11 protein-coding genes and 1 pseudogene are annotated in these 14,174 nt (G+C 42.3%); all 12 read left to right on the top strand.

What is annotated here, in order from left to right:
* Positions 1–386: 386 nt before the first annotated feature.
* The 12 genes and pseudogenes from LSG31_RS18595 (at position 387) to LSG31_RS23405 (ending at position 14,125) form a co-directional block, all read left to right on the top strand.
* A complete protein-coding gene (locus LSG31_RS18595; protein WP_347436536.1) occupies positions 387–2,456 on the top strand; it encodes a bifunctional aldolase/short-chain dehydrogenase in 2,070 nt (689 codons plus the stop codon).
* Positions 2,457–2,569: 113 nt separating this feature from the next.
* Complete coding sequence (rhaI, locus tag LSG31_RS18590) at positions 2,570–3,790, top strand: L-rhamnose isomerase (RefSeq protein WP_347436535.1); 1,221 nt, start codon at positions 2,570–2,572, stop codon at positions 3,788–3,790.
* The gene (gene rhaB, locus LSG31_RS18585) at positions 3,787–5,259 is read left to right on the top strand and encodes a rhamnulokinase (RefSeq protein ID WP_347436534.1); all 1,473 of its coding nucleotides are present in this window, start codon (positions 3,787–3,789) and stop codon (positions 5,257–5,259) included. The genes rhaI and rhaB overlap by 4 nt, the downstream gene beginning before the upstream one ends.
* A 3-nt stretch (positions 5,260–5,262) precedes the next feature.
* Complete coding sequence (locus LSG31_RS18580; RefSeq protein ID WP_347436533.1) at positions 5,263–6,021, top strand: DeoR/GlpR family DNA-binding transcription regulator; 759 nt, start codon at positions 5,263–5,265, stop codon at positions 6,019–6,021.
* A 274-nt stretch (positions 6,022–6,295) separates the two neighbouring features.
* Positions 6,296–6,997 (top strand): GntR family transcriptional regulator, encoded by a 702-nt coding sequence (locus tag LSG31_RS18575; protein ID WP_347436532.1) that lies wholly within the window; start codon positions 6,296–6,298, stop codon positions 6,995–6,997.
* Positions 6,998–7,190: 193 nt separating this feature from the next.
* Positions 7,191–8,975 (top strand): sulfoacetaldehyde acetyltransferase, encoded by a 1,785-nt coding sequence (xsc, locus tag LSG31_RS18570; protein ID WP_347436531.1) that lies wholly within the window; start codon positions 7,191–7,193, stop codon positions 8,973–8,975.
* A 44-nt stretch (positions 8,976–9,019) separates the two neighbouring features.
* A complete protein-coding gene (gene pduL, locus LSG31_RS18565; RefSeq protein ID WP_347436530.1) occupies positions 9,020–9,613 on the top strand; it encodes a phosphate propanoyltransferase in 594 nt (197 codons plus the stop codon).
* 172 nt (positions 9,614–9,785) lie between these two features.
* A complete protein-coding gene (locus tag LSG31_RS18560) occupies positions 9,786–11,144 on the top strand; it encodes an aspartate aminotransferase family protein (RefSeq protein ID WP_347436529.1) in 1,359 nt (452 codons plus the stop codon).
* Between the two features lie 418 nt (positions 11,145–11,562).
* Positions 11,563–13,008: an amino acid permease gene (locus LSG31_RS18555; RefSeq protein ID WP_347436528.1), complete on the top strand. Its 1,446-nt coding sequence runs from the start codon at positions 11,563–11,565 to the stop codon at positions 13,006–13,008.
* 513 nt (positions 13,009–13,521) lie between these two features.
* Entirely contained in the window at positions 13,522–13,725 is a 204-nt protein-coding gene (gene tatA / locus LSG31_RS18550) for a twin-arginine translocase TatA/TatE family subunit (protein ID WP_347436527.1), read from the top strand.
* An 18-nt stretch (positions 13,726–13,743) separates the two neighbouring features.
* Positions 13,744–13,896: pseudogene (locus LSG31_RS23410) on the top strand (twin-arginine translocase subunit TatC); the annotation flags it as partial.
* Positions 13,838–14,125, top strand: a complete 288-nt coding sequence (locus LSG31_RS23405; protein WP_430734290.1) for a twin-arginine translocase subunit TatC — start codon at positions 13,838–13,840, stop codon at positions 14,123–14,125. The pseudogene LSG31_RS23410 and the gene LSG31_RS23405, both read left to right, overlap by 59 nt.
* Positions 14,126–14,174 lie beyond the last annotated feature (49 nt).

The following is a 14,174-nucleotide window of genomic DNA, read 5'->3' as shown; positions in this document are numbered from 1 at the left end:
CAGCGGAAAGGCGTGAGGATGTTTCAAAGGAAAAGATAATATTTTTGCATGCATATCTTAAAACAAAAATAAACACAACATGTTAGGTCGATATAAGCAATAATAACAAAAATATATATTGCAAAAACAATAAATTTATTGTTATAATCATAAAAAAATAAAGATTTAGACATTATGCTTGAAAGCGTTTTTCTAATAGCTGTCTTCTGAAGTTATGTGAATTTAGGAAATAACCGTGAAAGTTCGAGGCCAACGAAAGACAAATGCAGAGGAGGAATCTGATGGAAAAAAGTTATAAATACGCATGGACGCGGACAATCCAAAACAAAACAAAACAATTATAATTATAAACAAATAAAAACAAATTATAAAATGGAGGAGAAATCATGATTCAAAACTTGTGGGAACAGTCTAAGGCTTCTGAGTTGCAAAGCGGATTAGACGAGCTCGTTTACCGGTCAAATATCATCGGAGCGGATCGCCGCGTGTGCAATTGGGGTGGTGGCAATACCTCAATGAAAACGGTGGTCAAAGATTTCCGCGGACGTGATGTAGAAGTGATGTGGGTGAAAGGTAGCGGGTCAGATCTAGCTACCATGAAATCTAGTAATTTTACAGGGCTTCGCATGGAAGATATTCGTCCTTTATTTGAAAGGGATGAAATGTCTGATGAGGAAATGGTGGCTTATCTTTCCCATTGCATGATCGATGCCAAACATCCGCGGGCTTCTATTGAGACGCTCTTGCATGCCTTCTTGCCATTCAAACATGTGGATCATACGCATCCAGATGCCATCATTAGCCTATGTTGTGCGAACAATGGCAAAGAGCTTGCATATGAAGTTTTTGGAAATCGCTTCGTCTGGGTTCCTTATGTGCGGCCGGGGTTCAAGCTTTCCAAAATGATTGCGGAGGGTGTATTGGCGAATCCGGAAGCAGAACTTGTCCTAATGGAAAAACACGGTCTTGTAACGTGGGGGAATACCTCTGAAGAGTGCTATGTGAAAACGATTGCTATTATAAATGAAGCGGCTGCCTATATTGAAGCAAGAATCAACGAAGAAAACATGTTTGGCGGTGTAAAATATGAAGTTCTTCCGGCAGGCGTGCGGAAAAGTATCGCTTCGCAAGTCATGCCGACGATTCGCGGTGCAGTAAGCGATGCGAAGAAAATGATTTTGACGTTTGATGATGGAGCGGATGTGTTGCAGTTTGTCGGCGGCAAAGATTCTGCCGGGCTTTCTCAAGTGGGGGCGGCTTGCCCGGATCATCTTGTGCATACCAAAATGGTTCCACTCTTTATCGATTGGACACCGAATGAGGAAGATGTCGAAGGGCTAAAAACGAAATTGAAGGAAGGCATTGCCGAATACAAGGAACAATATAAACGTTACTTTGAACGGAACGCGAACGAAGGGGATGTTATGTTTGAAGCTGCTCCACGCGTGATCCTGATTCCGGGTGTCGGCATGATCAATTCCGGTAAAAGCTTGGCTATGTCCAAGGTGAGCGGAGCGCTTTATCATCGGGCGATTGCTGTCATGAAAGGATCCACAGCGTTGGGACGTTTCGTATCTCTCAGTGAGAATGAGTCCTATCATGTGGAATATTGGCCGCTCGAGCTATATAAATTGACGTTGGCTCCGGCAGAAGCTGAGTTTTCTCGGAAAGTCGCTTTTATCACTGGAGGAGCTGGCGGAATTGGCAGCGAGACAGCTAGACGTCTGGCAGCTGAAGGTGCTCATGTGGTGCTGGCCGATCGCAATTTGGAAGGTGCGCAAAAAGTTGCCGCAGAGATTAATGAAACATATGGCGAGAATCGCGCCATTGCCGTAAAAATGGATGTGACAAAGGAAGAGGAAGTCGCAGCGGCATTGTCCGAAAGTGCGCTGGCTTATGGCGGTATCGATATTATTGTCAATAACGCGGGTCTCGCGACATCAAGTCCGTTTGATGAGACGACATTACAAGAATGGAATCTGAACATCAACGTTCTCGGTACCGGTTATTTCTTGGTTGCCCGTGAAGCGTTCAAACAAATGAAAGCGCAAGGTATAGGCGGTAACATGGTGTTTGTTGGATCCAAAAACTCGGTTTATGCGGGGAAAAATGCGACAGCTTATAGTGCAGCCAAGGCGCTTGAAGCACATCTGGCCCGTTGCATCGCGGCCGAAGGAGGACAATTTGGGATACGCGCCAACACGATTTTACCGGACGCGATCTTGCAAGGTTCTGCCATCTGGAACTCTAGTTGGCGCAACGAACGTGCGGCCGCTTATGGTATTGAACCGGATCAACTGGAGGAGTACTACAGAAAAAGAACGACATTGCTCGTAAATATTTACCCGAAAGACATTGCAGAGGGAATCGCCTTTTTCGCTTCTTCCAAGTCAGAAAAAACGACAGGGTGCATGCTAACGATCGACGGCGGCGTTCCAGCAGCTTTCACACGATAAGAAGCGGCTGAAACGTGGGTAGGCAGTGGGAAGCAGCAGCGGAAAATGCATCGATGTCATCGACGGCATACCCCATCAAATAAACATACTCCAAAATGGAAAGGAAGTTGAACGTGTCAGATCGGGCATACACGTTATTTGAGGAACAGCAAAAAGCAAGAGGTATCAATGTCGAGCAAGTCAAATCAAAACTGAAAGCGTTGAAAATTGAAACTCCTTCCTGGGGGTATGGCGATTCCGGGACTCGATTCAAAGTGTTTCAAAAAGTCGGGGTGCCGAGAAATCCGTTTGAAAAATTTGAGGATGCGGCCCAGGTGCATCGCGTAACAGGACTTTGTCCGTCCGTGGCGATTCACATACCTTGGGACAAAGTCGATGATTATAGCAAACTGAAAAGCCATGCCGAAAGTCTCGGATTGTCGATTGGAGCGGTGAATCCTAACCTGTTTCAGGAAGAGGAGTACATGCTTGGCAGTGTAACTAACGCGGATGCTTCGATTCGCCGCAAAGCTATGGAACATCTGCTCGAATGCGTAGATATAGCCAAGGAAACGGGATCACGAGATGTGAGTTTGTGGTTTGCTGACGGCACCAATTATCCTGGTCAGGGTGACATCCGGAAACGGAAGTCGTGGATGTTGGAGGCGCTTTCTGAAATGTATAAAGCGTTGTCACCACACATGCGGATGCTGATTGAATACAAATTTTTTGAACCTGCCTTTTATCATACAGATCTGGCGGATTGGGGAATGGCGTACAATTATGCTTTGAAATTGGGACCCCAGGCAGAAGTACTCGTGGATACCGGTCACCATGCGCAGGGGACCAATGTTGAACACATCGTTGCATATTTGATCGATGAGAAAAAGCTGGGGGGATTCCACTTCAACAGCCGGAAATATGCCGATGACGATTTAATCGTTGGTACGACCAATCCTTATGAGTTGTTTTTGATCTTTTATCAAATCCAAAATGCAGGGAACGATTCCGATGCAGGGATCCGTCAGACAGTAGATAACATTGCTTACATGATCGATCAGTCGCATAGCATTGAACGGAAAATTCCGGCGATGATCCGCTCTGTTTTGAATGTGCAAACACAGTGCGCAAAAGCTTTGCTTGTCAACCATGATGAAGTAGAAGAAGCACAACAACGGAATGATGTCTTAGGTGCAGAGGATGCGGTTCGCCGGGCCTTCGAATTTGATGTGACACCGCTGCTTCATGTAATTCGGGAAGAGCAAGGACTTCCTCTTGATCCTATGAAAGCATATTTGGAAAGTAGCTATCCGCAAGAAATTTTGGCGCGAGGCAAAGGTGGTGCAAGCTGGTGAGTATTCTCGCCTATGATCTTGGGGCGAGCAGTGGAAGAGCGCTGCTCGGCCGCCTCACGGATCGAAGGATAGAGGTGGAAGAACTTCATCGTTTTTCCAATGATCCCGTTCAGGTTGGCAACCACTTGTATTGGGATATCTTGCGATTGTATTATGAAATCAAACAAGGGTTAACCAAGGCAAAACAGCAAGGTATTTCCCCAAATAGTTTGGCGATTGATACTTGGGCGGTTGATTTTGGATTGATTGGAAAGAACGGTGAACTTCTCGGTAATCCGTATCACTATCGGGATCGACAGACGGATGGAATGATGGAGAGGGTTTTTTCAGAAATCCCGCAGTTTGAACTTTTTCAGCGTACTGGCATTCAGTTCCTTCCTTTTAATACAATTTTTCAACTTTATGCATTAAAGCTATCGGACTCTACCTTAATTCGGGAAGCAGATCGTTTTTTGATGATTCCCGATCTACTCCGATATTTTTTGACTGGTGAAAAAGTCACTGAATTTTCGAATGCGACAACGACCCAAATGTATAACCCTTTAAAAGGGCAATGGGATGATGAATTGCTTCAGCGTCTGGGCATTCCGTCTACATGGTTTGGGACAATCGTCCAATCGGGTACACAGGTTGGGAAGTTACGTTCTGCAATTAGCGTCGAGCTTGGAGTCGGAGAAATTCCGGTATTTGCGGTGGCTGAACATGATACTGGTTCAGCTGTTGCTGCAGTTCCTGCGATGGATCGTTCGTTTGCTTACTTGAGTTGTGGAACCTGGTCCCTAATGGGAACGGAGGTCAGTCAGCCTGTTATTAATGATTTGACGCTGGGATTCAATTTTACCAATGAGGGTGGAGTCGGTGGAACGTATCGGTTGCTCAAAAATATTATGGGGCTTTGGATTCTACAGGAAAGTCGACGGGAATGGGAAAAATCAGGAATTTCTTATACGTTTCCAGAATTGGTTAAGCTGGCGGAACAGGCTCCACCTTTTACCGCTTTGATTGATCCGGACGATGCTATTTTTCTACATCCAGGCGACATGCCTTCGCGCATCCAGCAGTATTGCCGGCAAACCGGGCAGCAAGTGCTTGGGGAACCGGGTTCCATTGTCAGGTGCATAATGGAAAGTCTTGCTTTGAAGTACCGATATGTCCTTGAACTGACAGAACGTCTTTCCGGTCATCATTTTAATGGATTGCATATGGTTGGAGGCGGCATTTACAATACACTGCTCTGCCAATGGACTGCCAACGCGATTGGCAAACCGGTATGGGCAGGGCCGGCGGAAGGAAGCGCCATCGGCAATCTTGCCATTCAGTGGCTGGCACAAGGAGAATTTTCCGATATTTGGGAGGCGAGGCAAGTGATTCGTGATTCATTTCCGGTTGCTGCCTACGAGCCGGAGCATGGCGAAGAGTGGGAACATGCTTATGGCCGTTTCCTACAAATAATACTTGGAAGGAAGTGAGCTATGTTAGTTGCGGAACGTTATGAGAAAATCGTTCAACTGGTTAACGAAAGAGGAAGTATTCGCGTATCTGAATTAAGTGATGTTTGTCAAGTTACGGAGGAAACGATTCGGCGTGACCTAGATCGTCTGGAGCAGGCGGGACGCTTGCTCCGCAGTCACGGAGGGGCGGTCAGCATCAAGGATCAGCAGCCGGAGATTCCGTACTTTGAACGAGAAGTGACCCATGCGGAAGAAAAAAAACGCATTGCACTTGAAGCCATTCGACGAATCCAACCGAATGACCGCATTCTATTGGACGCCAGCACCACGGCTTGGTATATGGCTTCGAATATACCGGATATTCCGCTGACTGTTCTTACCAATTCCATCAAAGTTGCAACAGAGTTAAGCAGCAAGGAGAAGATTGAGGTCATCTCCACAGGGGGCATATTAGCTCAGAGATCTTTGTCTTTTGTCGGTCCGTTGGCAGAACGATCACTGGATTCTTACCACGTAGATACAGTATTTCTTTCCTGTAAAGGGATTCACCTTGAACGAGGAATTAGCGAATCCAATGAATTGCAGGCAAAGGTGAAGCAAAAAATGATCAGTATCGCGGATCAGGTGATTCTCCTTGCTGATGCTACGAAGTTCGGTGTGCAGGCTTTTGCCCGAGTCGCTGATCTAACGTTGGTGGATGCTATCATTACAGATAACCGCATCTCTCAGGAAACGTTGGAACAGCTAGAAATTCGCTCTATACCGACTACGACGGTATAATGCAGAGGGCCAAACCGATTTGTGGTTTGGTCTTGCTATTTCATCTGATTATCTTATCTATATAGCAAGTTTGCAAACGTGATGCAGCACGGCGTTCAGCACACTTTTAGAGGGTCTTAGAGCACAGAGAATGCTTTTTAAGGTCAAACCACTTTTCTCAGGTCAACATGTGTTGTGGAACTTAATTCACTCTGAATTTTGGTAAATTTGATAGCTCCAAAAAATAATTGTATAATAGGGTTACCAACTGGTAGGTATGTCTGGAGAGGATTTTATGGAATTAGATAGCAACAACCCAATCCCATTACACGTTCAATTGAAGAATATATTGGAAAATCAAATACGTCAAGGGTATTATACAGACAAAATTCCGAGCGAAAGAGAATTGATGGAAATGTATTCCGTTAGTAGGAATACTGTAAGGGAAGCCATTTCAAACTTGGTAAATGAGGGCATTTTAGAAAAAATACATGGAAAAGGAACATTTATTTCGTTGAGGCAGGTTCAAGAATGGCTGAAAATGACGAGTTTTACAGAAACTATTAAAACAAAAGGGATAAAATTGCTGGATCAAGGCATTATTTCTACCCCGGATAATATCAGTAATGCACACGGCTTTGATGACAGGTGTTTTTATGTTAAAAGATTGCGATTAGAGGGCAATATTCCTATTGCTATTGAAACTCATTATTATCCTTTGGAACTTGGCCAAAAATTATCCCAATATGACTTGAATAAAGTGATTCTATATGATGCTCTTGAACAAGATTTAAAGGTAGTGTTTTGGGAAGCAGAGCAGATTATTACATGTGAACATCCGTCAGAGGAGGAGGCAGAGCAATTAGATATCCCACAATCTATGTGTTTGTTAGTTAATGAACGAATGATCTCGGATCCGGAAGGAAATTTAGTTGAGTATTATAAAGGACTGTTTCGTTCTGATATGTATTCTTTTGCTATGAAAATGTCAAGGTAATCCGTACAAATTGTGAAAAATTTTTTGGGCTATATTTTGAATCATCTATTGACTTTTTTTTCATGGACATATAACATAATCTCATCAGATCCATACTGGTACCAACGTCACGATGTCCCGACGTTGGTATAAATGATGGTGGATCTGATAAGGGCTTACTCTCACATCAAAATTTTTAAGGAGGATTGACGCTATGTTAAAAGTTGAAACTGAAAATTTGAGAGGCACAAAAACAAAAATGACAACCAGTGAAGCCATCGTTGAGACATTGGTGGCAGAAGGAGTCACTCATATCAGTGGGATTTTAGGTTCGGCATTTATGGATCTCCTTGATTTACTGCCGGATGCGGGGATTCGGTTTATTGGTGTTCGTCATGAGCAGAGTTCAGCCCATTTGGCTGACGCATTTTCCCGTGTTTCGGGCAAAGCTGCGGTTGTTATCGGGCAAAACGGTCCAGGAATTACGAATATGGCGACTTCAGTTGCTGCGGCAAATCAGGCACACACTCCTATGGTCGTGATCTCTCCTTCTGCAGGAACTCCAACCGTTGGCTGGGATGGTTTCCAAGAATGTGATCAGGTATCCGTTTTCAAAGCGATAACCAAAGAAACGGTTCGTGTTACACATCCAAGCCGTGTTGCAGACTGTTTGAGAACCGCGTTTCGTATAGCGTATGCCGAGAGAGGGCCGGTTTTATATGATATACCGCGAGATTATTTTTTCGGTGAGATAGAAGAACAAATCCTTAAGCCACATCAATATCGTGTCGATTGTCGCGGTGCCGGCTCACCCGAATCAATAGAAAGAGCTGCGAAATTGCTCGCAAATGCAAAGTATCCAGTGATTATTTCTGGCAGAGGGACTGTTGACTCTGATGGTCACGAGGAAGTGAAAGCGATTGCAGAATACTTGACTGCGCCAGTATCCGTTTCTTATATGCACAACGACGCTTTTCCGGCAAATCACCCTCTTGCAGTTGGGCCAATTGGCTACATGGGATCAAAAGCGGCCATGAATACACTGAAAAAAGCAGATGTCGTTTTAGCTATCGGAACCAGATTATCAGTATTTGGTACTCTTCCTTGCTATGGTATTGATTATTTTCCTACTAACGCCCAAATTATTCAGATCGATATTAATCCGAGAAATATTGCGCGGACACATCCCATTGAAGTAGGCATTATCGGAGATGCGCGTTTATCAAGTGCTGAGATTTTTAATAGATTGGGAGAAATAGATTCGAATCGAAAGACAAATCATCAGCGTTTGTTGGAAATTGCGACAGAAAAGGAAAGATGGGACGAAGAACAAGTCTCCCTTGCAATGATTGATGGGAATCCGATCAATCCTCGTAGAGCATTATTAGAAGTAACAAAAGTTTTACCTGAGGATACGATCGTCACGACAGATATTGGAAATGTATCATCCACAGCGAACGGTTATCTCAAATTTAATCAAGGCCGCAAACATATCGCTGCATTGACATTTGGCAATACTGGTTTCGCTTTTCCATCAGCTCTTGGCGCAAAACTTGCCCGACCTGATTGCCCGGTTGTGGCGATTGTAGGAGATGGTGCGTGGGGTATGAGTTTGCATGAAGTGAGTACTGCCGTAGATGAGAACCTTCCAGTTGTTGCCTGCGTTTTTAACAATGGAGCATGGTGTGCTGAAAAGAAAAATCAGGTTGATTATTATAATAATCATTTTGTTGGAGCTGATATCAAGAATCCAGATTTTGCAGAGATCGCCAGAGTAATGGGTGCCGTTGGTGTCAGAGTGGAAAAGGCTGAAGATATTGGCCCGGCTGTTGAGGCTGCAATCAAATCCAATAAACCAACAGTAATAGATATCCAGATTGATGGAACGCAACTGGCTCCTCCATTCAGAAAAGATGCTCTAAAAATGCCAACTCGCCTATTGCCAAAATATTCTCATCTGGATCATAGAAATTGGAATTCAACGTTTACCCGTATCTAGTTTTTACTTGTATTTTGTAATCCTGAATCCGTGGCAAAAAGAAGGTGAATGATGCATTGTTCCTTATTCCCGTAGGTGTTTCAGCAAGGCATGTTCACTTATCAGCGATTCATGTCGAATTATTATTTGGCAAAGGTTATCAATTGCAAGTTTACAAACATTTATCGCAACCTGGCCAGTATGCCGCTAAAGAAACAGTTATGCTGACCGGGCCAAAAGGGACGATTGATAAAGCAAGAATACTTGGGCCTAACCGTCCGGCGACTCAAGTTGAAGTATCTTTGACAGATGCATATTGTCTCGGAGTTTCTCCACCAATTCGAGAATCAGGAAATCTTGGTGGTAGTAGCCCGATAACAATTATCGGGCCAAAAGGATCCATTTATTTACAAGAAGGTTTAATTATCGCAAGTCGACATATCCACATGTCAGAAGAAGATGCAGTACAATTTCAAGTTCATGAAGGAGATTTTGTAAATGTGATCTCAAGATTCGAACGGCCCATTATCTTTAATGAAGTAAAAATCAGAGTAAGCTCCCAATATTGTCTGGAGTTTCATATCGATACCGACGAGGCTAACGCAGCTAGATTGAAATCGGGCGATCAAGTTCTCCTGTTAAAAAATGGATCGATATAACTGGTAGCATTTAACGTTATTGATGGAACAGTAACACATAAAGCAGTAGCGGAAGCACATGGGTATAAATACTGTCCCTTAGATACCGTGTTACATGATAATCCCATTGCGGTATAACAATGGGAAGTTTAATAGTTTAACGCTTTTACTTGTTAAAATGGGAGGGTAAATGATGAGTGTAAATATTGATACAGAAGATCTTGTTCAAAAAGATCGGGATTATTTGTGGCATGCGATGGCTAAGCATAACGAAAAAGCGCTTCCTTTCATTGCGCGGCGTGGAGAAGGATCTTGGTTTACGGATATGGATGGAAATCGATATCTCGATGGAGTTTCCGGATTATGGTGTTTAAATCTGGGGCATGGCAGAAAAGAAATTGCTCTTGCAGCATTCGAGCAAATGATGAGCTTATCTTATTTCCCTTTGACTTTAAGCCACGTCCCTGCCATCGAATTATCCGCAAAAATCAGTGAGCTTTTACAAGGTTCATATAGAACCTTTTTCTCGAACAGTGGGTCAGAGGCGAATGAAACAGCTTTTAAAATTGCACGCCAATATCATGCACAAAACGGGAATCCGGGAAAATATAAATTCATTTCCAGATATCGTGCATACCATGGTTCTACTTTAGGTGCAATGAGCGCAACAGCACAAGCGAACAGAAGAATGAAATATGACCCGACAGCGCCCGGATTTCTGCATGTTCCACCTCCGTACAGTTATCGGTCCTCGTTTGGCGATATGCCTAACAGCGATCTCGCAGCAGCTGATTTTATTGACCAAGTGATTTCCTGGGAAGGAGCGGAGACAGTTGCCGGAGTTATTATGGAACCCTTTATTTCTGGCGGTGGAGTGATCATACCAGCAAAAGAGTACTTGGTACGGGTTGCAGAAATTTGTAAAAAGCATGATGTACTTCTCATTCTTGATGAAGTCGTGTCTGGTTTTGGGCGAACGGGAAAAATGTTTGGATTTATGCATTCTGATGAAGTAAAACCAGATATTATTACCATGGCAAAAGGGTTGACAAGTGGATACCTCCCATTAGGAGCTACGGCAGTAAGCTCAAAAATCTATGAGAAATTCAAAGAGAACGGCACCCATAATCATTTGCGACACGTCTCTACTTATGGTGGCCATCCGGCATCATGCGCGGTCGCCCTGAAAAATATTGAAATCATTGAGAATGAGCAAATCGTCCAACGGGTTGCAAATTTAGGTGAATCAATTTTGGGCAAATTGCATGACCTGACAGCTTTGAGTAAAGTAGGGGAGGTTCGCGGAAAAGGATTTCTTTATGGCATTGAGTTAGTTGAAGATAAAGTATCAAAAACACCGGTTTCAGAAGAATTGATGGGTAATATTATTGCCGCTTGTACAAAGAAAGGCCTTATTATTGGTCGGAATGGTGATACTGTTCCTGGATTTAACAATGTATTAATTATAGCACCTCCTCTTTCTTCTACTGAAGAAGATTTGGATTTTGTTGTAGATACAGTTGAGGAGGTATTGATGGAATTTTGTAAATAAATTGATATATGCATAAATAGTATAATCGTATGTAATGAAGAAATTCGTTTAAAATAGACCCTGGGTATGGGGCTGACTTTGAGTAATTCTCCTTCAACATTTGACCTTTCCTATCACTCATACCCAATTTCCTTATTTTCCAATTCTCTTGAAATACTGCGCTTGATACTGTTCCATTACTTATTTTTTCACTGATTTCAAAACAAACATTTGAAGTATCAGCTTTTATCAACTGTAAGCGCTTACCAAAATGAATATAGTCAGTTGCATGCAAAAAATCAATTCCTATTTTATTTTTGTAAACGACTGCACAAATGCAGCATTAAATATCTTAAAAGCTACGCAAATGAATTCGGTTGTTTAATGTGGAAGTATCTAATTTTTACCATTTTATATCTGCATACGAGGAGGATAATTTATGGAATTATCGAACGATGTGGAAAATTCGAATAAAAATGGAGGAGATGGACTCCATCGCAGCCTCTCGAATCGGCAAATTCAAATGTTGGCGATCGGTGGAGTTATAGGAGTAGGATTGTTCTATGGTGCCGCCACTTCTGTAAAATTGGCGGGACCTGGAGTATTGCTTGTTTTTGTTATTTGTGGAATTCTTGCCGCTCTCGTAATGCGGGCGCTTGGTGAAATGACAGTCGAAAACCCAATTGCGGGATCCTTTAGTCATTATGCCGGAGAACTGCTTGGCACACAAATGGGCTTTTTGACATCAGGAATGTGGTGGTTTTATTGGGTTGCTACCGTTATGTCGGAGCTTGCAGCAATCGGCAGTCTATTGCAATATTGGTTTCCGTCCTTCCCGGCATGGATCCCTGGGTTGATCGCTTTAATTCTTTTCACCTTTTCCAATATGTTTGCGGTAAAAATTTTTGGTGAAGTCGAATATTGGTTTGCTTTTCTAAAAGTAACGGCTGTCATAGTATTTATGATTTTTGGCGGGTTAATCATCTTGACTGGCATTTTCAATAACGGCCATGCAGTTGGACTCACTAACCTTTGGACAAATGGCGGGTTCTTGCCACACGGCTGGTTAGGAGCATTTGCAGCATTCTCCCTGGTGGTGCAAGCGTATAGTGGAATAGAAACACTGGCGGTTGAAGCGGGTGAATCACAGAATCCTGCGTCTACAATGCGGAGAGCTTTCCGTTCTGTAACGATCCGAATTTCGATCTTTTATATCGGCTCCATCTTAATCATGTTGAGTGCATTTCCCTGGAATTACCTGATCGAAAAAGGGGTAAGCCCTTACGTGCTCTTATTTTCGAAAATTGGCATTCCCGTTGCAGCAGGACTAGTGAATTTGATCATTATTCTATCTGCCCTTTCCTCCTGCAATACAGGCGTCTACGGTGGAAGCCGAATGCTATATGGGATGGCGAGTAAAGGGTTATATAATCCAATATTTACAAAACTCAATAAAAATCATGTACCTCATATAGCCGTATGGGCGACTGCAGCAATGATCTCGATTGGGATTTTTATTACGTATTTGGCACCAGGAAGCGTATATGTTTGGATAACGAGCGCTTCTGCTTTTGCCTCTCTTTGGACATGGGGCATCATTTTGGTAAGTGAAATCGTTCATAGAAAAAGAGCCAACAGACGAAACCAAACCCTGAAATATCCTATGCCGCTTTGGCCTACACTTCCTATTTTTGGACTGATTTTGCTGATGGGAGCGTTTGTTGCGATCCTTACTTCGCCATTAACAAAAATTTCCGTGTACGGCGGTATTATATGGCTTGCTGTTCTCGTGGCGTATTATAATAGTAAAGTCAAAAAAAGCCTCTCTATTTCGGATTGGAATCAGTCCCCTGTCCAATCGCAAGAAAATAAAATTGAAACATGATGGCTAATCAGCACAATATAAGTCAGGACTAGATAAAATGCGTATCAAACTAAACCCGGTGAATTTTACCGGGTTTATTCAATGTGCGCCCAGCATGGACGTTTTTTTATAATTACATGGTAAAAGCTGTATTCATCCATATATTCTTACGATATTGCGACCGCCATTGAGCGTGGTATATCCGTTCCAATGCTAATAAATTTCCACGTCGAATTTGAGATGGTTTCAGTATAACTCCCACTTTTTGGTTTGAAAGATTAGTAAACGGTGGGATATATATCATATGCCATCCCATTTTTGAATACAAATGATGTAAATCGGCACATTATTTTCACCAGAAACAGCTATCTTATTACAAATTCGAACTAATATATATAAATACTAAGATTATATTATTTATCACATAAAAAATATTTTACTTTTCTAAAGTAATTATGTAAAATTATAACAAGTCCACTTTCATCAAATTAACGTTTGAAAAGAAGAAATTTTTAAAATGGGAGCAGGAATAGAATGTTATCAAACATCGGACTTCCCGGCTTGATTCTTATACTTGCGCTTGCGCTTATCATATTTGGTCCAAGTAAACTGCCAGAGATTGGACGCGCATTCGGACGGTCACTAAAAGAATTTAAAGATGCAACAAAAGAGCTTACTTCTGGTTCAAGTGAAGCAAAGGCAGATTCCGTTAATAAGGCGGAAACAGATAAGAGATAGAGGTAGAGGTTGTTATGGATGTCTGATTCAGAAATGAGTCTTGTCCGACACCTAGAAGAACTTAGACGAAGAATCATTACGATGCTTATCTACTTCGTTACTACAATGGTTTTTGAATTTATATTTGTTGGAAAAATATACAGATTGTACACTCCTATTTACTCCCACTATTCTTCTATTGTTTATTATAGGGGTCTTATTTTGCTACTTTATCGTATTCAAAATGCTATTGGGCGTTTTGTTGAAGTATTCATACAAAAATTTCAATGTAATGTTGACGGCTGCAAACAATTTCAGTTTTCTCATTGATATTACGTTGCCTTTTGAATTTTTTTCAAATATCTTTGATCGTCATGTTCTTAACGGGAATCGGTATTCTTACACCGATTCGTTTGGCTAAGATAGATTTTAAAGTCAGAACAGAAGCTATTATAATTCTTGGAATCAAA

It is taken from the genome of Fodinisporobacter ferrooxydans (assembly GCF_022818495.1).
GTDB classification, from domain to species: domain Bacteria; phylum Bacillota; class Bacilli; order Tumebacillales; family MYW30-H2; genus Fodinisporobacter; species Fodinisporobacter ferrooxydans.
The sequence above is the reverse complement of the archived record's forward strand: the minus strand, read 5'-3'. Positions and strand labels throughout refer to the sequence as shown.